This is a genomic window from Neobacillus sp. Soil_C_43 (assembly GCF_057656715.1).
In genome coordinates this window covers 29,814-54,258 of sequence record NZ_JBDGJV010000010.1, presented here as the reverse complement: position 1 = coordinate 54,258, position 24,445 = coordinate 29,814, and the positions used below count along the sequence as shown (strand labels likewise).

Here is a 24,445-nt window from a genome sequence, read left to right as displayed (position 1 = left end):
TTATTAAAGTAGGGGAAATGGCGGAGTGTTCAAATTTTTAAAAAAACAGGTGAAAAACATCTATAATTATACAAATTTATTAGTTTTTTATAATATTAATCTTTTTTCAAAAATTAATATTCCAATTAACAAAAATAATTACAAAATATACAAATTGAAAAATAAGTATAAGGGCAAGCGCTGCTTTATAATTGGTAATGGGCCAAGTTTGAACAAAGAGGACTTAGAAAAATTGAAAGATGAATTTACATTTGCTTCTAATAAGATATATAAAATTTTTAATCAAACTAGTTGGAGACCAACTTTTTATATGGTGGTAGATTCAATAGTGCTAGAGGAAAATGTAAAAGAAATCAATGAAGTTGAAGCAAACACAACATTTACATTAAAGTGCTATAAACACTTATTTAATGCAGATTTATATTTCAATAATAACCTAAATAAAAACAAACTTGGTACATTTTCAACTAATGTTATGGAATCTTTATACTCATCAGGGACTGTCTCATATCATTTACTTCAAATTGCTCATTATATGGGGTTTTCAGAAGTTTATTTACTTGGGCATGATTACAATTTCAAAGGTGCAGTATCGAAAACAAAAGACCTATCATTCCTTAAAAAAGATGAGAATTCCAAAATTTATTTTAGTGAAAATTACATTAGAGCAGATGAAAGAAAAGCAGGTCAGGCACCTGAAGAAATGTATTGTGGAATGGAAAAAGCAAAATTTGTTTATGAAAAGTCAGGAAGGAAAATTTATAACGCAACACGGGTTTCTTATCTGGACGTGTTTAAATTTAGAAATTTTGATGATTTATTTAGAGAAAGTAATAAAGAAAATGATCAAAAGATAACAGAAAATGAACATATTATTCAGGAAATATAAAACACCTACGTAATTTACACTGTAACCTTACAAAGGTGTTTTTGTATATTAAAAAACGTATCAATCCACTACTACAAATTTATTAAGGGTAAAATGATAAAAGGTAGGATAGTAGCTATGGAATATAAAATTAGCATAATAGTTCCCATTTATAATGTAGAAAAATATTTAGTTAAATGTATAGAATCAATTTTGAATCAATCCTTTAAAGCATTTGAATTAATTTTAGTTAACGACGGTTCTCCTGATAGATGTGGAGAAATATGTGAAGAATATTCAAAAATAGATAAAAGAATTAAAGTAATTCATAAGGAAAATGGAGGACTTTCGTCTGCGAGGAATGCTGGAATCAGCAAAGCTACGGGTGAGTTTATTGCTTTTGTAGATAGTGATGATTATCTTCATACTAAAATGTATGAATTGTTATATGAAAAAGTAATAGATACTTCAGCTGATATAGTTATATGTGATTATTTTATCGTCAATGAAAATGAAAAATTTGAGACAGTAAGTGTTAATGTTGATGTTGAAACCCAGGAATTCACAAATATTGATGCACTAAAGGAATTATATAGTAAAAATAGTGAAAAATTCGTTGTGGCGTGGAATAAACTTTACAGAAGATGTTTGTTCGATGAACTGCGATATGACCATGGGAGAATACATGAAGATGAGTTTATAGCTCATAAATTATTATATAAAAGTTCAAAGGTAACATATTTGCCAATAAAGCTTTATTTTTATCTTCAAACAAGTAAAAGTATTACGAGATCGCCATTTAATATAAAAAGATTAGATGCTGTCTACGCTTTAAAAGATAGAGCAAACTTTTTTAAAGATATTAATCAAAAAAATCTCCAGTATAAAGCAGAGGTTCAATACATTCAAACTCTTTTTTGGGGTTATAAAAAAGTAAAATTAAATAATATTATTGCAGATAATGAGATTACGAAATTAAGAAAAGATTTTTTTAAGAGTTTAAGATCGCTGATTTATAATCCTTATTATAATAAAAAAGAAAAGGTAATATGGATTTTGTTTATTATTAACCCGATATTTTATGAATGGTATTTTAAGTTAAAAGACCTTTTATTACAAATCCAGATTTAATGTTTAAATAGGGGTACTCTTGTAATACTGAATTTAAGACAGGTAAATAATTTATTAAATTGGTAGGAAAAAATTATTATTTTAGGAGACTAGAATAAAAATGCAAATGAATGAGTTAAAAGAAGATCTACTTAAAATTAATAGTGTAATTCCGAAAGGGTCCAAGGTATATTATTTTGATTATCCTATTCATAATAATGTTGGTGATATGCTTATTTGGAAGGGAACAGAAAAATTTTTAAGAGAAAGTAATATTCGCGTAATAAAAAGATTTAGTTATCATTTAGTAGAATACTTACTAGGAAAAGGTGAACTTCAAATACCTATTGACGTAATAATATTGTGTCACGGGGGAGGTAATTTTGGAGACTTGTATAGAGTTCATCAAAAATTAAGGAAATTATTAGTTGAAAATTTCCCGAATCACAAGATTGTTATTCTACCCCAATCGATATTTTATAATAATAACCATGAAATGCTAAATGATTTTAGAGTATTTAGTAGACATAAAAATTTACATCTCTATACCCGGGATGAGAAAAGCTATCTATTAGCTACTAAATATCTAAAAAATGTTTACTTAAGTCAAGATATGGCTCATGCATTGTATCCTATTTTAATTAAATGCGAGAAAGAATCAGATATTTTATATTTTCTTAGAAAAGATAAAGAGAAGACTGAAATAGATACAGGTAAATATCAATTAGAAGACTCAAGTGAATTTGATTGGGACATGTTATATTCTCGACTTGATCTAAAATTGATGAGGCTATTTTATAGGGCTCATAATTCTTATAAAGTCTATAAGTATATTACTACAAAGGTATTGTCTAAACTATATTACTTATACTCTAGTTATATAATTCGTAAAGCAATAAAATTATTTAGTAAATATGAAATTATTATGACTTCGCGTTTACATGGACATATTTTAGCATGCTTAATGGAAAAGAAAAATATAGTATTAGATAATTCCTATGGTAAAAACTCCAGTTATTATAACTGCTGGACATTTAAAGTGAAATATTCAGAATTACTAAAGGAGCAATAAAATAATAATATTTTTATGTGTTTACTAACAGAATCAATTATAATTAATTCTCTAAGAATATTGTCAAATCTTTCGAAAAAGAGTATTGACTTCATTTCCTTGAGATAATATTATAATTTTATAACCACGTTCTTTATAAAGAACTTTTAAGTAAATTTTTACTTTAGATTAATACTTTTTTATCGATAAAAGAGAGGTATTGAAATATGTATTTATCTCTCAATTTATTTTGGATTAAACGTTCTTTTTAGTGAACGATTAAACATGCGATTTTTCGATTGGTAGAGTGGAGAAAAGATGAGGTGTTCGAAGAGATATAACTGAAGCTACATCTTTGGTTTCAGGTTAGGGAGAGATTGGGATGAAAATTCTTGTGTTAGCTAACTTCGGAATGGGATTGTATAACTTTAGAAAAGAATTGTTAGAAGAGTTAATCCAAGAAAATAACGAAGTATATATTTCATTACCAAATGATGAATATGTACCAAAACTAAAAAATCTAGGATGTAAGTACGTAAAGACACAACTGGATAGACGTGGAACCAATCCAATTAAAGATTTAAATCTTTTGTTTAATTACATAAAAATAATCAAACAAATTAAACCAGAAGTTGTTTTGACTTATACCATTAAGCCGAATGTTTATGGCGGACTTGCATGTAGGATCACAAAAATTCCATACATTACAAACATAACTGGGCTAGGTACATCCGTTGAAAATAAAGGTGTCATTCAAAAAATTACATTAATGCTTAATAAAGTAGGATTGAAAAAAGCATCATGCTTATTTTTCCAAAATGAAACGAATCTAAGGTTCTTTCTGGATCAAAACATTGTAATGAGCAAAACTAGATTAATTCCCGGTTCTGGTGTGAATTTAAACCACCAAACTTTTGAAGAATACCCTGAAGATGATGGAAAAAACAAATTCCTCTTTATCGGTAGAATGATGAAATCAAAGGGGATAGAAGAGCTTCTGCAAGCGGTCAAAATTGTCAAAGAACAATATCCAAATACACAATTTGATTTAATTGGTCATTGTGAAGAAGATTACCAACAACAATTAACTGAACTAGATCAATTAGGAATGATTAATTATCACGGCCAACAGAATGATGTTCATTCGTTTATTGAGAAATCTCACGCAACTATTCTTCCCTCCTACCATGAAGGAACAGCTAATGTACTGCTTGAATCTGCCTCTTCCGGACGGCCGGTTTTAGCTTCTAGAGTACCCGGTTGTAAAGAAACTTTTGATGAAGATGTAAGTGGTTTTGGTTTTGAGGTTAAGAGTGTTGAGAGTTTAGTAGAATCGATCATTAAATTCATAAAGCTACCGTATGAACAAAAGAAAGCAATGGGAATGGCTGGGCGTAAAAAAATGGAGAAAGAATATGATAGAAGAATTGTGATAAATGCATATATGGATGAGATTAAAAATTTATAAGGAGAAATGGTATGAACTTATATGAAAAGATTGTTAAAAGAGAAGAAAAAGTATCATTAATCGGACTTGGTTATGTGGGTATGCCTATTGCTGTTTCTTTTGCAAAGAAAGTGGATGTCATTGGTTTTGATGTGAATATGGAAAAGATTGAGCTTTATAAAAATGGAATCGACCCTACGAAAGAAGTAGGGAATGAAATAATTAAAAGCACAACTGTTGATTTCACGTCTGATGAAAAAAGACTAAGAGAAGCGAAATTCCATATTGTTGCCGTACCTACCCCTGTTAAAGAAGACCGAACTCCAGACTTAACTCCTATTGAATCAGCCACCCGTACTCTTGGTAGAAACTTAACCAAAGGCTCCATTGTCGTCTTTGAATCCACTGTCTACCCTGGTGTAACAGAGGAGTTCTGTGTTCCCATTTTAGAAAAAGAATCTGGTTTAAAGTGTGGAGCAGACTTTAAAGTTGGATATTCTCCTGAAAGAATAAATCCTGGTGATCAAGAACATAGACTAGAAACAATCATTAAAGTGGTTTCTGGAATGGATAAAGAAACATTAGAGATTATCGCAAAAGTGTATGAACTGGTTGTTGATGTAGGGGTTTATAAAGCCGAAAGCATTAAAGTGGCAGAAGCTGCTAAGGTAATTGAAAATTCTCAACGAGACATTAATATCGCTTTTATGAATGAACTTTCTATCATATTTAATAAACTGGGCATTGATACAAAATCAGTATTAGAGGCGGCAGGAACGAAGTGGAACTTTCTTAAGTTCTCTCCTGGCTTGGTAGGTGGCCATTGTATCGGTGTTGATCCCTACTATCTTACATACAAGGCGGAACAAATGGGCTACTTTTCTCAAATTATTCTTTCAGGAAGAAAAATCAATGATGATATGGGTAAGTATGTAGCTGAATGTACTGTAAAGAAAATGATCAAAGCAAAAAAACAAATAAATGGCTCAAGAGTAGCAATCTTTGGTGTGACCTTCAAAGAAAACTGCCCGGATGTTCGGAACACAAAAGTTGTCGATGTAATCAAAGAATTAGAGGAGTACGGAGTAGAAGTAAAAGTTGTTGATCCTCTAGCGGATAAAGATGACCTTTGGAATGAATATAGAATTAATCCGTGTTCTGTTGAAGAAATAAAAGAAATGGATGCTGTTATCTTTGCCGTAGCCCATGATGAGTTTAAAACTATTTGTTTAGAAGATGTGAAAAAGATGTATAGATTATCAAGTCAAATGTATATCCATTCTGAAGCTATGAATGAAGTAGCTGCTGCATCTGAGTTTGATACAGAAGCTGAAAGGAATAACCATGTATTAATAGATATTAAGGGAGTATTTAATCGAACAGAAGCTGAGAATTCAGGCTTCTTGTATTGGAGGCTTTAACATGGGATATGAAACTATCAGATTTCCAGAGGGTTCTACCTTTTTAGTGACGGGATCAGCAGGATTTATTGGATCAAATTTGGTTGAAGCCATCTTGAAGTTAGGTTATCAAGTTAGAGGTCTTGATAATTTTTCGACAGGAAAAAAAGAAAATGTAGAACCATTTTTAGAAAATCCTAACTATGAATTTATTGAAGGAGATATTCGTGACTTGGATACTTGTATGAAAGCTTGTGAAGGTGTGGATTATGTCCTTCATCAAGCCGCATGGGGAAGTGTTCCAAGAAGTATAGAGATGCCATTATTATATGAAGAAATTAACATAAAAGGCACGTTACATATGATGGAGGCAGCTAGACAGAATGGTGTGAAGAAATTTGTTTACGCCTCAAGTTCATCCGTCTATGGTGATGAGCCTACTCTGCCAAAAAAAGAAGGCGGAGAGGGCAATGTGTTATCCCCTTACGCACTTACCAAAATGGTAGACGAGGAATATGGGAAGCTCTATACAAAGCTATACGGACTAGATACCTATGGTTTACGGTATTTCAATGTATTTGGCCGAAGACAGGACCCTAATGGAGTCTATGCAGCAGTTATTCCAAAATTTATTCAACTATTATTGAATAATGAAAGGCCAACGATTAATGGTGATGGAAAGCAGAGTAGAGATTTTACCTATATTGAAAATGTAATTGAGGCCAATTTGAAAGCCTGTAATGCAAGTAGTGAAGCTGCAGGTCAAGCCTATAATATTGCTTACGGTGGAAGAGAGTTCTTGATAGATATCTATAATCACTTGTTGAATGCATTAGGAAAAGATATTCAACCAGTTTTTGGGCTGGAGCGAAAAGGAGATATTAAGCATAGCAATGCCGATATTTCGAAAGCACAACAAATGCTGGGATTTGATCCAGAATGGAGTTTTGAGCGAGGTATCGATGCGGCAATAGAATGGTATAAAGAGAATTTGGGATACTTAGAACCGGTGTAAGTTCCAGGAGGGTAGGAAATGAGTAAACCTATTAGAGTTTTACACGTTGTCGTAAATATGAACAGAGGCGGTGCTGAGACACTCCTAATGAACCTATATCGAAATGTGGACCGTTCCAAGGTTCAATTCGATTTTTTGACGTGTAAAGAAGGGGTTTTTGATCAAGAAATTAAAGAACTTGGAGGAACCATCCATCGAATTCCATATATTAATGAAGTAGGGCATTTTGGTTACATTAAAGCCCTAAATAATTTCTTCTCTACCCATAATGACTATACAATTGTTCATTCTCATTTAAATAGGATGAGTGGATTAGTAGTTAGAGCTGCGAAGAAATTTGGAATACGATATTGTATTTCTCACAGTCATAATACTGGTGGGGAAGGGGGAGTTTTAACCAAGGCATATAAATGGTATTCAGGGTTATTTATACCCTCCCATTCTGATTATACTTTTGCCTGTTCCGAAGCTGCTGCTAAGTGGTTGTTTGGCAGTAAATCAAATCAAGCAAAATTACTTAATAATGGAATCGAACCAGAAATGTTTACTTATTCTCCAGATATTAGAATGAGGAAAAGGAAGGAATTAGGGATTGATGATCAAATAGTTTTCGGTCATGTTGGTAGATTTACAAAACAAAAGAATCATAAGTTCTTAGTTGAGATATTTGCTGAATTTGTTAAAAGAAAGCCCAATTCTATCTTATTATTATGTGGTGACGGTGTACTACGGAATGATATTGAAAAAAGAGTCGGCGAACTTAATATACAAGGTAAGGTAAAGTTTCTAGGTGTTAGAAGTGATATTAATCAACTACTACAAGCTTTTGACCTATTTTTATTTCCTTCCCTGCATGAAGGTTTACCAGTAACGCTCATAGAAGCACAAGCAGCTGGAGTCCCTTGTTTAATATCAGATGAGATCACAGATGAGGTTGACTTAGGTTTAGGTTTAATAAAATTTTTAAATCTCTCAAGTATAGATCTTTGGGCTGTTGAACTAGAAAAAATGACCGTGGAAAAAATACAACGTCATACCTCTAAATTAAACATGCTAAGAGACAGAGGGTATGATATTAAGAATACGGCAACATGGCTTCAAGACTTTTATCTATCGAATGCGAGGTGATATTTCTTGCCAATATTGACTGTTTTTACTCCGACCTACAATAGGGCTTATACCCTCCACAAATGTTATGAAAGTCTTAAAAGACAATCAAGTAAGGAATTTATTTGGTTAATTATTGATGATGGATCTTCTGATAATACAGAGGATTTAGTTAAAGGGTGGATGGAAGAAAATATTATTTCGATTCAATATTATCGACAGGAAAATCAAGGGATGCATGGAGCACACAATACAGCATATAACTTAATTGATACGGAATTAAATGTTTGTATCGATAGTGATGATTACATGCCTTATGATGCTGTTGAAAAAATTGTTTCTTTTTGGAAAGAAAATGGTAGCAATGAAATAGGTGGTATTATTGGGCTTGATTGTAATAATAAAGGGAAAGTTATTGGGACAGAACTTCCAAGTAATATTAAAACCTCCACATTGTTTAACCTATATAATAAATATGGTGTTAAGGGTGATAAGAAACTAGTCTATCGGACGGAATTGACAAGGAAATATCCGTACCCTGTTTATCAAAATGAAAAGTTAGTTCCTCTCTCCTATAAATATTACATGCTAGATCAGGAATATGAAATGCTTTTAATGAATGAAGCACTCTGTTGTGTGGAGTATCTACCGGATGGATCATCAATGAATATATTAAAACAATATAAACACAGTCCAAAAGGCTTCAGATTTTATCGAATGGAAATGATGAAATTACCAAACACACCTTTTCTATTTAGACTTAAGCAGGCAATACATTATGTATCTTGCAGTATCTTTGCAGGAAGTAAAGATGTTTTAAGACAGTCCCCCAAAAAGTTGCTGACACTTATTGCGTTACCATTTGGAATTGCACTAAATAAATATATTGTATCTAAGGCTGAAGAAAAATTATAAATTTTTTGTCGAATAAATGTTCTTTTTAAAGAACGTAATGTGATTTATAATTCTATGGTAGAGATGTAATTTTCAATTCTTAATTAAAAATTCAAGATACAATAAATTTTTTTACTCTGTCCGTTCATTATAATGAACTTTTAGTGAGCAAAGGAGGTGAGCAAATGATTGCTGAAAGGGTTTATACAAAGCCAACTATTTTAAGCCATCAACAAATCCAGTTTGAAACAAGACATAGCTGGAATCCTGGAAAAGGAAAAAATCCAGATTCAGATGGAAATGGTGGAATACACTTTCCGAATGACCCAAATCCTAATCCAACCCCATGTGGAGCAGGTACCCCAGGACAAGGCAATGGTAATGGAAATGGAAACAGTGGTGGAATTGGCCAGTGTAATCCAAATGTGAATCCTTAGTTTCAATGGAATGGGAAGGTCAATAGGATAATACATACATTCTAGTACTTCCCTTCCAGCTATTATGTTTTCTCCCATAGGAGGCCAATATGAATAAATTACTAACAAAAATTGGTGAACATTATGTTCAAATTTTCTGCGAATCAGATACCCTGTATAAATCTATTGAAAAAAATCTTTATCGCAATTTGGGGTTGAAAAATACTAAGCCTAATCTTACCATAAAAATAGATCATGGCTATGGGGTCCCCTTTTTGAACTATGAGGTAGCGATCACGAATTTAGGTGATAAAATTACCTATCGCAGAGACGATTACCAAATAGAAGTTGATTCAGAATACAAGTCTGCAACTATATCAGTTTATGATGAGTTGGCCTTAAAACATGCATTAACAAACTTATATAGCTCTTTCATTGTTCATCATAATTGGGGATTGCTGCTTCATTCCTCTTGCGCGATAGAAAATGGAAAGGCACATATTTTTGCTGGGCAGTCTGGCGCAGGTAAATCTACCGCTGCTAAGCTTTCATTTCCTCGTTGTCTTCTATCAGATGAGGCAACACTTTTAAAAATCACCTCTAATGGTGTTACCGTATATAATTCACCATTCCGAAGCGAACTGGAAGCAGATCCGTTTGAAGGTTCGGTAGAGCTAGCAAGTATTCAACTTCTACACCAAGCACTCCAGAATAATAGACTTAAATCTACTAAATCCGATGCACTCCTTCATTTAATGGACAAAGTATTTTTCTGGCCAAGGAACCGGGAAGAAACCAAATCAATCTTAAAACTTATGACCATGCTAGTCATGCAGGTACCAGTCTATGACCTCTATTTTCAAAAAAATAATACCTTTTGGGAGTTAATATCATGAATCAGTATATTCAAAAAGAAAATTGTGAGGCAACAGAGCTTGATGGAGAATGGATTATTCTAAATGCCAATCAATGTACAATCACGAAATTGAATGATGTTGGCGGGCACTGCTGGTCATTGTTAACGGAAGCACAGAATGCGGAAACTCTGACAAAATCTTTGTTGGAAAGGTTCTCTGCAATTGAGGATACACACCAGGTAAGGAAGGATATTGATGAGTTTTTAAACAATCTGGTTCAATATGGATTGATCGACCATGTTGATTGACGAACCTATCTTTAAATTACTTAAAATAGCCATCAACAAGGACGGTTGGCTGGAACTCCCTGCGTTTGGGAATAGTATGTATCCTTATATCCAATCGGACGATGTGTGCAGATTTTCACCTTGTGACCCTTCACTATTAAAAAAAGGTGATGTTGTTTTAGTCCAATTACAAACTGGTCAATTGATTGCTCACCGTCTAGTAAAGAAACAAATAGTTAATTACCAACACGTTTTTATTTTAAAAGGGGACACAAACCTTGGGTTCGACAAGCCCATTGAAGAAGGACAGATTCTTGGGAAATTGGTAGGTGTAAAAAAACAACACATACATCTATCCCCAGAACACTTAATTGTGCGCCTTTGGGGAGGGATGATTCTCACCTTTCCAGTCTTATCCGGCATTTTGCGAAAGTATTTGAATAGAAAGTTAAAATTACAATTTAAATAAACTAATGGAGTGTCCATACCATGAAAGAACAGCTTAACTCGCTAATTAAACAATATTTTACGATGACAGATATTAAACGGGCTTATTCTTTTGTGTTGCCTTTTATCTTCAAGAGATGGAAGGCTTATTTGATGATTCTTCTTTTATTAGGAGTAGATATTTACTTAACTATTGCTTTCGCGAAATATTATGGTGATATCACGGATGCAGCTATACATGGAGGGTATGAGGAGATTTTATCCTTTATTCCATATGGGGCATTTCTTATTATTGTGAGTATTGCCTCGAATGTTTCTTATACATTTTTTAATTTAATTGCAACAAATGCAGTGAAGATGGATCTTAAAAACTATCTATTTGATCATATTCTAAGGCTGCCAACGGGAGTGACAGCAAATTACCGTTCCGGTGAATTAATGTCCCATTTTTCCAATGATATTCATGGTGTGGATGGAATGATTGGGAGCAGTCTTCTAAGTCTTATCAGACTACCAATCATCTATATTGTCGTCTTTATCTATTTAATGAATATTAATTTAACACTATGCTTGGTAAGTTTAATCATTGCTCCGATTGCTGCGCTATCGGGTATTGTATTTGGTTTATTCCTGAGGAAAAATGGCAGATTAATTCACAGATTAATAGGCAATATTAATAGTATATTAAATGAGACCTTTCACGGTTTCCAAGTCATTCGTTCATTTACACTTGAAAAATTTCAGTACAACAAATTTAGTAGGCAAAATCAAGAACTTTATCAATTAGAAATGGAAAATGCCAAGCTTCAAAATTGGTATCGTACGGGTGAACAAATTATTGGGTATATCACCTTTATTATGAATCTATCTATTGGTGCTTTATTTGTTTCAAAAGGCAGTTTAACAGTGGGTGCTTTGTTAACTTTTCTTAATCTTGTTACACATTTATTCTATCCAATTACGGGAATGGCCAATGTTTGGGCGGGCTTTCAACGCTCGATTGCCGCCCTTGAAAGGGTACTAAATGTTCTTGAAAAACCAGCAGACAGTACAGAACTTCCTTCCTTCTCTCCAAACACCGGAGTAAATGGTGCCATCGAATTCCAAGATGTTACCTTCAGCTATGTGAAAAATAAACCTGTATTTGAACAATTTCATCTCGAAATCCCTGAGGGGAAGGTAGTAGCTTTAGTCGGTCCAAGCGGTGCAGGAAAAAGTACGTTGTTTAATCTTCTTCAAGGATTTTATAGACCTCAGTCTGGTGACATCCGAATAGCAGGAAAATCAATTCAAGAGTTTTCAGCTTCGGAATTAAGAAGCTCGATTGCATTGGTTCCTCAAGAGACGTTTCTTTTTTCGGGAACGGTGAAAGAAAATTTACTAATTGCCCGTCCTAACATCACCGAAAAAGAAATGGTTGAAGCCACCATTCGAGCGGAAATCCATGATTTCATCCTATCACTGCCAAAGGGTTACGATACGGAAATTGGTGAAAACGGAGTTAAGTTATCCGGGGGGCAAAAGCAACGTGTGGCGATTGCTAGAGCTATATTAAAAGATGCGCCAATTCTGTTATTGGATGAAGCCACGTCTGCCTTGGATGGAGAAACCGAGTATTACGTAAAAGAGGCATTGGAGGAATTAATGAAAGGCCGGACTACGATTATCATTGCCCATCGTTTGTCCACCATCCAACATGCAGATGTAATTTATGTTATGGACAAAGGGAAAATTGTTCAGCAGGGAACGCATAAGGAACTAATAAAGCAAATTGGTTTATATCGAAATCTGAATGAAACATCCTTTGGCGTAAAAAATGATAGGGAATTACCTTTGACTGCAAAATCGTAAACAGGGGTGAGGGTCATGAGTATAGAAATGGTCAAGTTAATCTATGATCAAAACACTGTATTGCCACAGGATGACAAATTCTATCAACGTGCCCTCCAGGATATAAAAGAGGATGGAATTTCCTCTCAAGTTTTCTTTTTATTAAAACAGCAAGGAAGGCTTAATCAAACTCCTTCTTTTTTTCAGGACCGCTTAAAAGATAGCTACGATAAAGGGCTTTTTCAAAACCTTTTGATAAAAAATCAAACGGATACAATTCTAAAAAGTTTTGAAGCCACGGGAATAGATGTGATCGCACTTAAAGGAGTTTATTTTGCTGAAAGATATTTTGGGCATATTGGAGCAAGGGCCACATCTGATATCGACTTATTAATTCAATTTCAGGAACTGGATAAAGCAATTGAGATCATAAAGTCACTAGGATTTATGGTTGAAGAAGAGATGATACCTGGGCATTTTCATTGCAGTTTTAGTAAGAATTTACCTGGGTCCACCATGCCATTAGTGGTGGAATTACATTGGAATATTGTGAAGGAAAATACTTCACAGTTTAATATTAATGACCTATGGGGGCAGGCTGAACGATTTTGCAACTATCAGCATATTAAGGAGCTTTCACCTACCCACTTGTTTTATATGATTTGCCTACATGGTTGGCGTCATAATCTAGAATCTATGAAATACTTTTTGGACATTATTCAATTGATTCATACTTTAGGTAATGAAATAGATTATGATGATCTTTTAAAACTTGCTGCCTCGCATAAAACATTACGTCGACTTAAAAGAACCTTGTCGATTGTTTATAATCAATTTCCTCATTTATGTAAAGTTAAAAGGTTGCCTTTTGAAGTGAAAACTACAAGATGGGAATATCAACGGGGAAACGATCTAAAACAATATGCAGACTTTATCGATTATCAGTTTTTCAGTTATGATACAGTCAAGCATAGTATAATCGAGCTCTATTATTGGATCTGGCCTTCGAAATATGACCTGTCAGCTCAAATTGGTGAGGAAAAATACGGGGGTTCTATCTTTAAAATGTATATGTCTTTATATAAAAAGAGAATCACTAGTATGATAAAGGTATTTTTACCTCATTAAACAAAAAATCCTGAAGCACTTAGGCTTTCAGGATTTTTATTATGAACAATACCGAAAAAATACCTAATGAATCAATAGCAAGATCGTAAAATCGGCCATCCCTGCCGAAAAATAATTGGACAAATTCAGTTATAAAAGCAAAAACAAATGAGATTCCAATAGCATATTTGTGACTTTTAATTAAATTAAATAAAAGGAAATCTAACACCGCAAAACCAACGAAATGTCCTAACTTCACTTTAATAAATTCAGGATGAAACGCCGTAAAATCATTAAAGTAAAAAAAAGATAAAAAGTCTGGATTTGATACCCATTTAAATCCGAATGTATGTAAATACATCAATTTCTCTATGCTTTCCGTCCACGTATTTAATAATAAAAATAGTCCCCAAAAAATGATAGATAAAACAAGTATTACGGTTTTTCTTTTAACCCTAGTCTCTATTTGTCGTTGAACCATGAACCTTACTCCTATCTTACATCATTCTTAATTCGATTATAAAAGACAAAACTTGAAAATTTTGTCAATCGAAGTTGTCGAATAAAAGAAAGGAACTAGTTCAACAGTTATTCCTAATAAAACTACCTCACATGCAAAAACTTCACACAAACCGGATAAGGCACCACAATATCAGACTGAATTAACGTTAGTTTTCCAGTTCCCTCATCCCGTGAATAAAGCACAAGATTCCCCGACTCCTGATTAGAAGCCACAATAAACTTCTCACTAGGATCTAATGCAAAATCCCTCGGCCAATCCCCTTCAGAGGAGACATGTTCAACAAAGCTTAACTCTCCAGATTCTGGATTCACACGGAAAACAGCGATACTGTTATGTCCGCGATTCCCCGCATAAACAAAACGTCCATCAGATGAAATATGAATTGCACTGCCCTGATTATTTTCAGTAAAGTCTTCAGGAAGCGTCGAGATATACTGCTTTTCTGTAAAGTGGCCATTTTCCTCATGATAAGTTAACACAATGACTTCAGAACTAAACTCTGTCATCACATAGGCAATTTTTCCATTCGGATGAAACACTAAATGCCTTGGACCGCTTCCAGCCTTTACTGGCAACAGTTTCACTTTCGTCAGCGTTCCGTCACTGTTAACCGCATAGGTGATTAAGGCATCGATTCCTAATTCCACTACTGCAAGATACTTTTCATCAGGTGTAAGTCCTGCATAATGGGTATGCGGCTTTTCCTGTCTTGGATCAGGGCCAGAACCTTCATGAAGCATAATAGAAGCAGCTGGTAAAATCGAACCATCCTCTTTGGTTAGTAAATGAGATTCTACCAAACCTTTATGGTAGTTAGCACCAAACACATATCGATTTTGGCTGTCTACACTAACATGACAAGGAGATGCCCCAACAGCAAGCTCTCTATTAATGGCAGTTAAGTTGCCATCTTCATCAATAGAAAAAGCAGCAAGACCGCCGTTTTCTCCTTCTTTGACAACCGAATATAGGTACCGGTTATCTTTGCTAATGTTTACATATGTAGGATTTTCTAACTCTGCCGCAATCTTAACATTCTCTATCTTTGCATCTCCCGTATTTAAGGTAAAGGAATAGATTCCTTTACTATCTCCTTTTGTATAGGTTCCGATATATCCCATATAATGATTCGTATTTGTCATTTTCTTTGCTCCTTAAGTAAAAAAATTAGTATCCTCTATTATAATATCCTATAATTATTTATAAACTATTTTCTCATATATTTCATAAAAGGAGATTGAATATGGCTTCTAAAAAGAAGAGTACGAAAAACGAAACTAAATCATCCTCTAAGTTTGTCTTTTGGGTGGTAGGAATTATTGCGGCCTTTGTTCTAGGATTTATTTTTTTGGGGAATCACTCCAAACAAGAAGAGTCAAAAACAAAGGAAGCGATTGATTATAGCAATCAGCCGTTTCTTGGAGACAAGTCTGCCCCTGTGTCTATTATTGAATTTGGCGATTACAAATGCCCAAATTGTAAGAACTTTACCGAGCAGGTTGTTCCGATTATTCAAAAGGAGCTTGTTGATAACGGAAAAGCTAAATTCTATTTCATGAATGATTCTTTCATTAATGTTGATTCCAAACGTTCGGCTAAATTTGCTGAATCAGTTTATCAAGAGCTTGGTAACGATAAGTTTTGGGAATTTCATGATCTTCTTTATAAAAAGCAGCCGGCTGAGCCTGAAAAAGAAAAAATGGATATTTTCACTGAAACCTTTTTAACTGATACTTTAAAAGAAGTGGCTGACAGCAATGAAGTAGATAAAGTGGTTAAAAACTTCCGTGACAAGAAATCAAAAGAGGCATGGGACAAGGATATGAGTTACGCAGAAAAACTAGGCGTAACGGGAACTCCGACTATTTTCGTTAATGGGAAGCTGTTTGAAGGTCAAACCATCGATGATTTAATTAAAATGGTAGAGGACGCCGCTAAGGAGAAATAAAATGAATAAATCATTATTACTTTCTTGGATTGCTGCTCTCATCGCTACACTTGGCAGCTTATATTTTAGTGAAGTGATGCACTACATTCCATGTACCCTTTGCTGGTATCAAAGAATTTTCATGTACCCATTAGCCATTATTTTAGGTATGGCAGTTTATCGTAACGATTTAAGAATTCATAAATATGTTTTGCCATTGTCGATCATTGGCATGTTGATTTCGGGCTATCATACACTGTTACAAAAGATTCCTTATTTACAGCAGTTTGAAATGTGTACTTCGGGTGTGCCTTGCGCGAGAGATTACATTAATTGGCTTGGTTTTATTACGATTCCTTTATTAGCCTTTATTGCGTTTACTATTATTACTGTAAGTTTAGTGGTCCTTGCGCGCCGCCATAAAGAGTAGTGTAATCAATTAAAGAAAAGAGCGGTAAAACCGCTTGGTTTTACCGCTCTTTCTGTTTATTAGGTGCAGTTGAAATCATTAGTATAGATAAGATGCACCAACAATAATTAATAAGATGAACAATACAACAATTAAAGCAAAGCTGTTGTTATTGTGTCTGCCGTCTGACATAGAAAATCACCTCCCATACTAAACTAATACAATGTATGCAGGTGTTGTTCATAGTGAAAGGGACAAACGTTGATGAAAAAAGTAAAAAGGCTGAGAACAAAGTGTTTTCTACACTTGGACCAGCCTTTTAATGTTATTGCATTGCATCATAAACCATCTTCGTATGTTTGTTCACACCATACCAGCCCCAGGTTGTCGTATGTCCTTCGCCAGTTTGTGAATTATCGACAACAAACTCATAGACGTGGATAATGTAATCACCGTTATCAGCATCGTGATCATAGACTACCTTAACATTTTGATCAGAAGAAAGGTTAAGATGCTGTTTCACTAAATCCTCTGCTTGTGCATGTGTAAGTGGTTGGTTAGCTTCTTCCTGTTCTTGCTTTGCTTTTGCTTCTTTATCTTCTTTTTCTTTCTGTTTTGCTTCCTCTAGTTTCTGCTTTTCTTCGTCCGCTGCCTTTTTCTTGTTAGCAGCCTCAATCATAAGTTCCGAAGCATCTTTGGTGATTTTTTCAATAGAAGGGATATCGGTAAATTGAATGGTTTCTGATACTTCTTTAAAGACGTCTAATGCCTGGTCATACTGATTTTGCTCGATTAAGGCTTTACCTTTAATGATTCGTTCCTTCATTGAATCCGAAAGTTCTTTTGCCTCTGCGATTTCTTTAATGAGTGCATTGGCTTGTTTGCTAATTAACTTTTTCGTTTCTTTCTTACTTAATAGTTTTTTTAACGTGTAAGTGGCAGTATCAAAATCACCTTTATGATAGAGAGTGACACTTTCCTGCATGATTTCAGCGGCATGAAGATAATTCTTTGCCTCATTTGTTTCTTTTTCTTCTAATGCATTTTCGAATTTGTCTTTCGCTTCAGTATAGTTCTCTTTCTCCAGTGCAGCCTTTCCAGCATCCAAACTTTCGGTATAGGCTTTTGGCGTGCAGGCAGAAAGAATAAATACGGCTAGTAATAAAAAAATCCATTTTTTCATGGTTATTCCCCCAATTGCCATTCTAATATCTTGTATTAAATTGTACAGTTTCCGACAGAATCTGACAACAAGGGAAGGCAATATGAGAAAAAGGACACCTGATAGGCGTCCTTTTTATTAGCTATATTGTGGTCGTAGTTTTGTTCGTTTATTAACGTGCTGCTCTGCACTAAGTGCGGCAATGGCGCCATCTGCCGCGGAAATAACGGCTTGTTTAATTGGCGTTCTACGAGCGTCTCCGCCGGCAAACACGCCATCAATATTAGTCCGAAGATTTTCATCTACTACTACATAACCTTCTTCGTCCCGCATTACGGCTCCGTTTAAGAAGTCTGTTCCGGGCTTCATTCCACCTAAGTATAAGAAAATACCGTCAACAGCCCAAACTTGTTCTTCTTTTTTATCAGTAAGAATAACAATTTTCTCCACACTATCTGTGCCTAGAATTTCACGGACTCGATGACGTCTAAAGATTTCAACCTTAGGATTGGCTTCTAATGAAGAAAGATCTGCGTCACCTTTTAACTGTTCGGTCGGAATTAGTAATTTCACTTCTTTGCAATACTTAGCTAGTGTTTCAGCCTCATGAATGGCTTCATCATTATCCCCGACAACAGCAACTACTTGGTCCTGATAGAAGGCCGCGTCACAGGTTGAGCAGTAACTTACACCACGTCCAGTAAATTCTTCTTCCCCTTTAATTTTACTGGATGGGGCTTTTGCACCGACAGCAATAAAGACACTTTTCGCCTGAATGGTTCCTTCGGCAATTTCAATCTTCTTGATTTCATCGGAAAAATCAACAGAAAGTACGGTGGAGCGAACAAATTCTGCCCCGAAATCCTTTGCTTGGGCCTGCATTCTCGTAAGGAGCTCAAGACCTGTTACTTCTTCACGAACACCAGGATAGTTAGCAATTTTATGTGTAATAGCTAGTGTACCTGCTTTTGGGGCCTTATCGATAACAAGCGTTTTTAATTTCCCACGGGCTGCGTAAACAGCTGCTGAGGCACCTGCAGGTCCACCGCCTATTGTAACGAAATCATACACTTCATCAAGCACTCTTTGATTAACTGGTTGAAAAATGTTGTCTGTCGTCTCTTCTGGTGCTTCCGCTAGAGTAGGGGGTGTCACACTCGCAGGTGTAGTTTCTGAAAGACCGAGAAGCTTATTGAATTTTTTCTCTTGAAAACCTAAGACTAGCTTTCCATTAATAAGGGTTGCTGGGGTTCCAAAGATTTTACGTTCCTTTAATTGATCAAAATATTCTTTATGTATAGAGGCATTTCGCTCTTCAAAGTCAATTCCGTGTTCCTTAAGGAAAGCTTTAACCTTTTCACAATATGGGCAGCCTGTACTACTGTAGACAATTACTTCTAGTTTCTCCATGTTTCTACCTCCCAGTAGGATTTATCTAATTATTATAATAATATTAATACTAAATAAAAGTCAAACCTTTTTAATAATTATTATAATTTAAAGAAGAAGGATGACTCCAATGGTTAATGAGTCATCCTCTTTTGATCTATTTATTAAACTTTCTTACCAAGATAGGCATTTAACATCCAAATGTGTTTTTCTAAACCAGAATGAATCGCTAGTAGCATATCTCCTGTTGTTTCATCATCTAATTCCTCTGCAGTACTCATACCTTCTTTTAATTCACCTGTGATGATGGAGAAATCATTTATTATAGACTGAACCATATCAGATGCAGATTCTTTACCAGATGCTTCTTCAATAGAAGATAGTTCTAAACATTCCTTCATCGTTGCAACGGGATTGCCTCCAACTGCAAGTAATCGTTCAGCTAACTCATCCACATGTAATCCAGCCTCATTATAGAACTCTTCGAATTTAGCATGTAAGGTGAAGAAATTTTCGCCCTTCACATACCAATGGTAGTTGTGTAACTTGATATACAAGACAGACCAATTGGCAATTTGTTTGTTGAGTACGTCAACTAATTGATTTTTCATTTTCAAAGCCTCCCGATTATTTTGTCTCTTTTATCTTACCCATGTTTTGGATGACAACTTACATGAAAATAAGGATTTTTGTTGTCAATATCGTGAAAACTAGGTCTTTTTGGCTCCCTTTCTATGTTACATAGCTGATACAAATTGTAATAAGGCAACCAAAACTATCTAATAAAACCATTTTTAGGATAAAAAGTAGAAGTGGTTTAAAATTCCATTTAGTAGAGAAATAGCATGAGGATGGGCGCGGTTTTAGTAGTTTACTAGTTACCATTTTTTGGACGATGAATTAGTATGTTACAACTGATAGCCTTATGAGTAGAGAAACGACAGACAAAACACGGGAGGTACTAACACATGAAAAAACTTAAAAAACTTGTTATTGCAACGGGATTAATTTTATCCATGTCAGCCTTTACGTTAACTGAAAAGTCAGAAGCGGCAACGACTACTCATAAAATTCAATCCGGTGAAACCTATTGGAACATAGCAAAAGGCTTTGGTGTGCCAATCAATACATTACTGGCGACAAATCATTCGAAACCACTTTATACTGGTCAAAACATGTTAATTCCTAACTCGCCAATTACACCAGCAGAGAAAGAATTGATGGCACGTTTAGTTCGGGCAGAGGCTGTAGGGGAACCATATGCAGGGAAGGTTGCAGTCGCAACTGTTATCTTAAATAGAGTGAAGAGCCCTGATTTCCCTTCAACTGTGAAAAGCGTCATCTATCAAATTTCAAATGGCCATTATGCATTCACACCTGTCGCAAACGGTCAAATTAATCAACCAGCGGATAATGCTTCAAAGAGAGCCGTAAATGAAGCGATCGCATTCATGGGAAAAGGGAATGGATCTTTATTCTTCTATAATCCTAAAACTTCTACCAGTTCTTGGATTACATCACGCCAAGTGACTGTGACAATCGGTAACCACCGCTTCGCGAGATAATAGTTGTCCTAAAAAGCTAGCCTAATTGGTTAGCTTTTTTTATTATGTGCAAAATTAAACCGTCTTATTTTTAACAAACCCTTTAAGTAATTAGGATTGCTGTGTTACGATAGCGTATAAAAGCATAATTAGAAGTGAGGGAAGGGAAATTGATTAAAACGATTTTGTTTGACGTGGATGGTGTCTTGTTAAGTGAAGAACACTATTTTGATGCTTCGGCATTGACGGTTTGGGAGATGTTAATTAGTAATAAATACTTAGGGCTGTCTCCGGACAAGTTTAAAACAGACTATACGGCAGAGGAAATGAAGGGAATAAGAGAGCATGTTTTTATAAACGACCAAGTCCTTAAGTTGATGAAATCACGCGGCCTAAACGCGAACTGGGACATGATCTATCTATCATTCAGCCATCAACTAATCCATCTGTTATCACAAATAAAAGAGTATGAATTTGAAAAAATTAACAAATGGTGTCAGGCACCCATTAATCGTGAAACGTTGCTTGAGATTGGAAGGGTTCTTGGGAATTATCCTGTAAAGATGGATTTTTCTTTGTTTGTGAAGGAGTTTGAGCAATCTGAGGCAACGAAGCAGGAATTACTTGGATATTTAAATGAGTTAGCCTATGAGAAGTTGGGAGTGGAAACGTCCATTTTTCTAAAAGGGGAGCTGTGGTCTGTCTGTGAACATGTTTCCCAGGAATGGTATGTAGGGGATGAGCATGTCTTAGCTTCTACTGGTAGACCATCTGTGCAAAAAGGTAAACATGGCTTCCTTGCCAATGAAACAACATTAGCTCCTCAGGAAGAAATTAGTGAACTGTTCGAATTCCTAACTAACTCTGGATATACGATTGGTATAGGAACAGGGAGACCGGAATTAGAAACGATTCAGCCTTTTCACCATTTACATTGGTTACGGCATTTTGATGAAAAACGGATAGTAACCGCTGATGACGTGTTAAAGGCAGAGCAAGAGCTTCCAAACAGTGAATCCTTGTCAAAACCCCATCCATATACGTATATCATGGGGCTTAAAGGGAAAGACACATCTGTGTCAGATTGTTTAAACACTGCATTGCCTATTGAAAAAGGAGGAGAGATCTTAGTTGTCGGAGATTCCTTGGCAGATTTGCTTGCTGCTAGACAATTGGGATGCCAATTTGCTGCGGTATTGACTGGTTTATCAGGTAAAGACGCAAGAAGTGAATTCGAAAAACATGAAGCGGACTATATTTTAGATTCTGTATTAGATATTAAGGGGATTTTATAATCAATAAGGCTATTTTCGTTAAAAATGCCGTTTTCCCATTGCTAAAAAAGCCAAACTATCTATAAAAATAAACTTATGAGCGGATTTACTTGGTTTATGAGCGAATTTTACTTATTTATGAGCGAATCTTACAATTTAATGAGCGAATCTTGCCTTTTATGAGCGAATCAAAGCAACCAACAAATAATTAGAAAAAAATCAATAAAAAGAGGGATTGCACCGATACGCAATCCCTCTTTCTATGCAAACCTAAATGCTCTCTACCTTCTCAGGCTCCAACCGCCCAGGCTCAAACGAATCTACCGTACTCAACTCCAGGACTTGAGCTTCATTTAATCCATCAATCATTTTTAGTACGCGGATCACATTTGGACTTAAAGTTTTATCAAGAGTTAACACCATGATTGCCTCTCCGCCTACTTCCGTCCGGCCAACCTGCATCGTACCAATATTGATGCTGTGATCGCCCAACAATGAACCCACTTTTCCAATCATACCTGGTACGTCGCGATGCTTAATATATAACAAGTACTTCTCTGGTTTCACATCGATCCGGTATTGGTTAATTTTCAAAATCCTCGCGCCATATCCATTTAAGACCGTTGCTCCAATCTTCGCGGTCTGATTACCCTGTGATACGCTTAGCTCCATATAATTTGCAAAGCCCTTATTGGTTGCGTTTTTTACCACATTATGAGATACACCTTGCTCCTTCAAAAGGTGAAGCGCATTTATCAAATTGACGGAATCACTTAAATGATAGGATAATACACCTTTTAATAAAGTACGAGTTAATAACTCTGTATCTTCGTTTACTAAATCACCATAATAATTGATTTCTATTTTGGTCGGAGCTTGCTTGTTTAATAATTGAATGACAAGCTGCCCCATTTGATCGCCAAGAAGTAAATAGGGCTGCAATTTTGCCTGTGTTTCCCCAGACATTTGCGGCATATTAACCGCATGTTGAATCGACTGTGTCTCAAAGATTTCGATAATTTCCGCGCTTACCTCTTGGGCTACCTTTTCCTGTGCCTCGACAGTTGAGGCACCGAGATGCGGCGTCACAATAATATTTGGATTTTCTAGTAATTCTGGGTCTGCAACTGGCTCTTTTTCAAACACATCAAGGGCTGCACCTGCAACATGTCCGGATTGCACGGCCCTTACCAGTGCTTTTTCATCAATAATGCCTCCGCGAGCACAGTTAACAAAGCGGACACCTTTTTTTGTTTTGCTTAAGTACTCATCGTTTATTAGTCCTCTTGTATCGTTAGTTAGAGGGGTATGGATGGTAATAAAATCTGATTCCTGTGCAATTAAATCAAGGCTTGCCTTCGTCATTCCTAGTTTTTGGGCCCGTTCCTCTGTCAAATAAGGGTCAAACCCTAAAATGTTCATTCCAAAGCTTTTGGCTCGTTTTGCAACCTCGGTACCAATCTTGCCCATTCCAATGACACCAAGTGTTTTCTTATAAAGCTCCACCCCTTTAAAGGAGTTTCGGTCCCATTCGCCATTTGATGTTTTTTTGTGGGCTTGGGGAATTTGTCGCGCTAAGGAAAGCATCATTGCTAAGGTATGTTCTGTTGCTGCAATTGTATTGGCGCCAGGGGCATTAATGACAATAATTCCTTTACGAGTAGCTGCATTCACATCAATATTATCAACGCCAACTCCTGCTCTTGCGATGACTCGTAATCGGCCGGCCACTTCTAGAAGCTCCCCAGTTACTTTTGTTTGGCTTCTCACAATGAGTGCGTCGTAATTCCCAATAATGGTCTTTAACTCTTCAACAGGAAGAGTGGGTTGCCGGTCGACAACGAAATTAGGATGGTCCAATAAGCTTTTTAATCCTGTATTGCTAATTCCATCGGTTACAAGTACTTTGTACATTTTCCTCCAAGCCTCCTCAATTTTTGCTTTCTAATAGTCTCTGTTAAACGGCCTGTTGATTTCCGCTCCAGGCGCTTCGCTTTCCGTGGGTGTTTCGGCGAGCCTCCTCGGCGCTTGCGCCTGCGGGGTCTCCCCTGAACAATACTCCCACAGGAGTCTTCGCGCCTTCCGCTACAATCAACAGGGTGTAAAAATCAACAATGTTCTTTAAAACAGCTTTCTAATAAAAAACGTCCCTCATAACAGACAGATTTGTCTTGTTATGAGGGACGTAAGGTCACGTGGTGCCACCCTCTTTTGCTGCACAACAGAAGTGCAGCCTCAAGAAATTAACGGTTTCTACCGGGCGAGCCTACTAAAAGTCTTCAGCAGCCAGTTCAGAAGGGCTAGGCATGTTAAGAAACAGCACCGGTTCGCAGCAACCACCGGCTCTCTGAAGCTTTTTCTTAATGCCGTCTTCATCAATA

The 24,445-nt window shown here is 35.7% G+C and carries 25 protein-coding genes and 1 other annotated feature (1 of these 26 running past the window's edge); of the genes, 18 read left to right on the top strand and 7 right to left on the bottom strand.

Features of this window, described 5'->3' with window-relative positions; translation table 11 throughout:
- Positions 1 to 25 precede the first annotated feature (25 nt).
- The 14 genes from AC3A54_RS14355 (at position 26) to AC3A54_RS14290 (ending at position 13,857) form a co-directional block, all read left to right on the top strand.
- Complete coding sequence (locus AC3A54_RS14355; protein ID WP_487654948.1) at positions 26 to 889, top strand: 6-hydroxymethylpterin diphosphokinase MptE-like protein; 864 nt, start codon at positions 26 to 28, stop codon at positions 887 to 889.
- Between the two features lie 117 nt (positions 890 to 1,006).
- On the top strand, positions 1,007 to 1,999 hold the full coding sequence (locus AC3A54_RS14350; protein ID WP_487654947.1) for a glycosyltransferase family 2 protein: 993 nt from the start codon (positions 1,007 to 1,009) through the stop codon (positions 1,997 to 1,999).
- A 100-nt stretch (positions 2,000 to 2,099) separates the two neighbouring features.
- Positions 2,100 to 3,050 carry a polysaccharide pyruvyl transferase family protein gene (locus AC3A54_RS14345; RefSeq protein WP_487654946.1) on the top strand — a complete coding sequence of 317 codons (951 nt, stop codon included), beginning with the start codon at positions 2,100 to 2,102 and terminating at the stop codon, positions 3,048 to 3,050.
- Positions 3,051 to 3,411: 361 nt separating this feature from the next.
- A complete protein-coding gene (locus tag AC3A54_RS14340) occupies positions 3,412 to 4,497 on the top strand; it encodes a glycosyltransferase family 4 protein (protein WP_487654945.1) in 1,086 nt (361 codons plus the stop codon).
- An 11-nt stretch (positions 4,498 to 4,508) separates the two neighbouring features.
- Positions 4,509 to 5,897, top strand: coding sequence for a nucleotide sugar dehydrogenase (locus tag AC3A54_RS14335; protein ID WP_487654944.1), 1,389 nt, complete (start codon positions 4,509 to 4,511; stop codon positions 5,895 to 5,897).
- A 1-nt stretch (position 5,898) separates the two neighbouring features.
- Positions 5,899 to 6,891, top strand: a complete 993-nt coding sequence (locus AC3A54_RS14330) for an SDR family oxidoreductase (RefSeq protein WP_487654943.1) — start codon at positions 5,899 to 5,901, stop codon at positions 6,889 to 6,891.
- Positions 6,892 to 6,909: 18 nt separating this feature from the next.
- Positions 6,910 to 8,019 carry a glycosyltransferase family 1 protein gene (locus AC3A54_RS14325; protein WP_487654942.1) on the top strand — a complete coding sequence of 370 codons (1,110 nt, stop codon included), beginning with the start codon at positions 6,910 to 6,912 and terminating at the stop codon, positions 8,017 to 8,019.
- Positions 8,020 to 8,025: 6 nt separating this feature from the next.
- On the top strand, positions 8,026 to 8,913 hold the full coding sequence (locus tag AC3A54_RS14320) for a glycosyltransferase family 2 protein (RefSeq protein ID WP_487654941.1): 888 nt from the start codon (positions 8,026 to 8,028) through the stop codon (positions 8,911 to 8,913).
- A gap of 164 nt (positions 8,914 to 9,077) precedes the next feature.
- Positions 9,078 to 9,329 carry a hypothetical protein gene (locus tag AC3A54_RS14315; protein WP_487654940.1) on the top strand — a complete coding sequence of 84 codons (252 nt, stop codon included), beginning with the start codon at positions 9,078 to 9,080 and terminating at the stop codon, positions 9,327 to 9,329.
- An 89-nt stretch (positions 9,330 to 9,418) separates the two neighbouring features.
- Positions 9,419 to 10,204, top strand: a complete 786-nt coding sequence (locus AC3A54_RS14310; protein ID WP_487654939.1) for a hypothetical protein — start codon at positions 9,419 to 9,421, stop codon at positions 10,202 to 10,204.
- A complete protein-coding gene (locus AC3A54_RS14305; protein WP_487654938.1) occupies positions 10,201 to 10,473 on the top strand; it encodes a PqqD family protein in 273 nt (90 codons plus the stop codon). The genes AC3A54_RS14310 and AC3A54_RS14305 overlap by 4 nt, the downstream gene beginning before the upstream one ends.
- Positions 10,463 to 10,921, top strand: coding sequence for a S24/S26 family peptidase (locus AC3A54_RS14300; RefSeq protein WP_487654937.1), 459 nt, complete (start codon positions 10,463 to 10,465; stop codon positions 10,919 to 10,921). The genes AC3A54_RS14305 and AC3A54_RS14300 overlap by 11 nt, the downstream gene beginning before the upstream one ends.
- 20 nt (positions 10,922 to 10,941) lie before the next feature.
- A complete protein-coding gene (locus tag AC3A54_RS14295) occupies positions 10,942 to 12,750 on the top strand; it encodes an ABC transporter ATP-binding protein (protein WP_487654936.1) in 1,809 nt (602 codons plus the stop codon).
- A gap of 15 nt (positions 12,751 to 12,765) precedes the next feature.
- On the top strand, positions 12,766 to 13,857 hold the full coding sequence (locus tag AC3A54_RS14290; protein ID WP_487654935.1) for a nucleotidyltransferase domain-containing protein: 1,092 nt from the start codon (positions 12,766 to 12,768) through the stop codon (positions 13,855 to 13,857).
- Positions 13,858 to 13,876: 19 nt separating this feature from the next.
- On the opposite strand, the gene AC3A54_RS14285 is transcribed toward AC3A54_RS14290, so the two are convergent.
- Together AC3A54_RS14285 and AC3A54_RS14280 are read right to left on the bottom strand one after the other, a co-directional pair.
- Positions 13,877 to 14,317: a VanZ family protein gene (locus tag AC3A54_RS14285; protein ID WP_487654934.1), complete on the bottom strand. Its 441-nt coding sequence runs from the start codon at positions 14,315 to 14,317 to the stop codon at positions 13,877 to 13,879.
- Between the two features lie 122 nt (positions 14,318 to 14,439).
- Positions 14,440 to 15,501, bottom strand: coding sequence for a lactonase family protein (locus tag AC3A54_RS14280; protein WP_487654933.1), 1,062 nt, complete (start codon positions 15,499 to 15,501; stop codon positions 14,440 to 14,442).
- Positions 15,502 to 15,602: 101 nt separating this feature from the next.
- Here AC3A54_RS14280 and AC3A54_RS14275 point away from each other — a divergent pair, with 101 nt between their 5' ends.
- Both AC3A54_RS14275 and AC3A54_RS14270 read left to right on the top strand, forming a co-directional pair.
- Positions 15,603 to 16,307 carry a DsbA family protein gene (locus AC3A54_RS14275; RefSeq protein WP_487654932.1) on the top strand — a complete coding sequence of 235 codons (705 nt, stop codon included), beginning with the start codon at positions 15,603 to 15,605 and terminating at the stop codon, positions 16,305 to 16,307.
- A gap of 1 nt (position 16,308) precedes the next feature.
- The gene (locus AC3A54_RS14270; protein ID WP_487654931.1) at positions 16,309 to 16,716 is read left to right on the top strand and encodes a disulfide oxidoreductase; all 408 of its coding nucleotides are present in this window, start codon (positions 16,309 to 16,311) and stop codon (positions 16,714 to 16,716) included.
- 78 nt (positions 16,717 to 16,794) lie between these two features.
- On the opposite strand, the gene AC3A54_RS14265 is transcribed toward AC3A54_RS14270, so the two are convergent.
- From AC3A54_RS14265 to AC3A54_RS14250, 4 genes are all read right to left on the bottom strand, one after another.
- Positions 16,795 to 16,887 carry a YjcZ family sporulation protein gene (locus AC3A54_RS14265; RefSeq protein ID WP_487654930.1) on the bottom strand — a complete coding sequence of 31 codons (93 nt, stop codon included), beginning with the start codon at positions 16,885 to 16,887 and terminating at the stop codon, positions 16,795 to 16,797.
- 133 nt (positions 16,888 to 17,020) lie between these two features.
- Positions 17,021 to 17,878 carry a membrane lipoprotein lipid attachment site-containing protein gene (locus tag AC3A54_RS14260; protein ID WP_487654929.1) on the bottom strand — a complete coding sequence of 286 codons (858 nt, stop codon included), beginning with the start codon at positions 17,876 to 17,878 and terminating at the stop codon, positions 17,021 to 17,023.
- Positions 17,879 to 17,995: 117 nt separating this feature from the next.
- Complete coding sequence (locus tag AC3A54_RS14255; RefSeq protein ID WP_487654928.1) at positions 17,996 to 19,267, bottom strand: FAD-dependent oxidoreductase; 1,272 nt, start codon at positions 19,265 to 19,267, stop codon at positions 17,996 to 17,998.
- 143 nt (positions 19,268 to 19,410) lie between these two features.
- Complete coding sequence (locus AC3A54_RS14250; protein ID WP_308082751.1) at positions 19,411 to 19,857, bottom strand: Dps family protein; 447 nt, start codon at positions 19,855 to 19,857, stop codon at positions 19,411 to 19,413.
- A 357-nt stretch (positions 19,858 to 20,214) separates the two neighbouring features.
- Here AC3A54_RS14250 and AC3A54_RS14245 point away from each other — a divergent pair, with 357 nt between their 5' ends.
- Positions 20,215 to 20,811 (top strand): cell wall hydrolase, encoded by a 597-nt coding sequence (locus AC3A54_RS14245; RefSeq protein ID WP_487654927.1) that lies wholly within the window; start codon positions 20,215 to 20,217, stop codon positions 20,809 to 20,811.
- A gap of 149 nt (positions 20,812 to 20,960) precedes the next feature.
- The gene (locus tag AC3A54_RS14240; protein WP_487654926.1) at positions 20,961 to 22,085 is read left to right on the top strand and encodes an HAD family hydrolase; all 1,125 of its coding nucleotides are present in this window, start codon (positions 20,961 to 20,963) and stop codon (positions 22,083 to 22,085) included.
- Between the two features lie 249 nt (positions 22,086 to 22,334).
- On the opposite strand, the gene serA is transcribed toward AC3A54_RS14240, so the two are convergent.
- Complete coding sequence (gene serA, locus AC3A54_RS14235; protein ID WP_487654925.1) at positions 22,335 to 23,978, bottom strand: phosphoglycerate dehydrogenase; 1,644 nt, start codon at positions 23,976 to 23,978, stop codon at positions 22,335 to 22,337.
- 262 nt (positions 23,979 to 24,240) lie between these two features.
- Positions 24,241 to 24,445 (bottom strand) — a binding site (T-box leader) (it continues 7 nt past the right edge of the window).

Bases quoted from the DNA above. Each gene is read 5' to 3' on its own strand.
- AC3A54_RS14350 (WP_487654947.1), top strand. From the start codon at position 1,007: ATGGAATATAAAATTAGCATAATAGTTCCCATTTATAATGTAGAAAAA.
- AC3A54_RS14345 (WP_487654946.1), top strand. From the start codon at position 2,100: ATGCAAATGAATGAGTTAAAAGAAGATCTACTTAAAATTAATAGTGTA.
- AC3A54_RS14340 (WP_487654945.1), top strand. From the start codon at position 3,412: ATGAAAATTCTTGTGTTAGCTAACTTCGGAATGGGATTGTATAACTTT.
- AC3A54_RS14335 (WP_487654944.1), top strand. From the start codon at position 4,509: ATGAACTTATATGAAAAGATTGTTAAAAGAGAAGAAAAAGTATCATTA.
- AC3A54_RS14330 (WP_487654943.1), top strand. From the start codon at position 5,899: ATGGGATATGAAACTATCAGATTTCCAGAGGGTTCTACCTTTTTAGTG.
- AC3A54_RS14325 (WP_487654942.1), top strand. From the start codon at position 6,910: ATGAGTAAACCTATTAGAGTTTTACACGTTGTCGTAAATATGAACAGA.
- AC3A54_RS14315 (WP_487654940.1), top strand. From the start codon at position 9,078: ATGATTGCTGAAAGGGTTTATACAAAGCCAACTATTTTAAGCCATCAA.
- AC3A54_RS14310 (WP_487654939.1), top strand. From the start codon at position 9,419: ATGAATAAATTACTAACAAAAATTGGTGAACATTATGTTCAAATTTTC.
- AC3A54_RS14305 (WP_487654938.1), top strand. From the start codon at position 10,201: ATGAATCAGTATATTCAAAAAGAAAATTGTGAGGCAACAGAGCTTGAT.
- AC3A54_RS14300 (WP_487654937.1), top strand. From the start codon at position 10,463: ATGTTGATTGACGAACCTATCTTTAAATTACTTAAAATAGCCATCAAC.
- AC3A54_RS14295 (WP_487654936.1), top strand. From the start codon at position 10,942: ATGAAAGAACAGCTTAACTCGCTAATTAAACAATATTTTACGATGACA.
- AC3A54_RS14290 (WP_487654935.1), top strand. From the start codon at position 12,766: ATGAGTATAGAAATGGTCAAGTTAATCTATGATCAAAACACTGTATTG.
- AC3A54_RS14285 (WP_487654934.1), bottom strand. From the start codon at position 14,317: ATGGTTCAACGACAAATAGAGACTAGGGTTAAAAGAAAAACCGTAATA.
- AC3A54_RS14280 (WP_487654933.1), bottom strand. From the start codon at position 15,501: ATGACAAATACGAATCATTATATGGGATATATCGGAACCTATACAAAA.
- AC3A54_RS14275 (WP_487654932.1), top strand. From the start codon at position 15,603: ATGGCTTCTAAAAAGAAGAGTACGAAAAACGAAACTAAATCATCCTCT.
- AC3A54_RS14270 (WP_487654931.1), top strand. From the start codon at position 16,309: ATGAATAAATCATTATTACTTTCTTGGATTGCTGCTCTCATCGCTACA.
- AC3A54_RS14265 (WP_487654930.1), bottom strand. From the start codon at position 16,887: ATGTCAGACGGCAGACACAATAACAACAGCTTTGCTTTAATTGTTGTA.
- AC3A54_RS14260 (WP_487654929.1), bottom strand. From the start codon at position 17,878: ATGAAAAAATGGATTTTTTTATTACTAGCCGTATTTATTCTTTCTGCC.
- AC3A54_RS14255 (WP_487654928.1), bottom strand. From the start codon at position 19,267: ATGGAGAAACTAGAAGTAATTGTCTACAGTAGTACAGGCTGCCCATAT.
- AC3A54_RS14250 (WP_308082751.1), bottom strand. From the start codon at position 19,857: ATGAAAAATCAATTAGTTGACGTACTCAACAAACAAATTGCCAATTGG.
- AC3A54_RS14245 (WP_487654927.1), top strand. From the start codon at position 20,215: ATGAAAAAACTTAAAAAACTTGTTATTGCAACGGGATTAATTTTATCC.
- serA (WP_487654925.1), bottom strand. From the start codon at position 23,978: ATGTACAAAGTACTTGTAACCGATGGAATTAGCAATACAGGATTAAAA.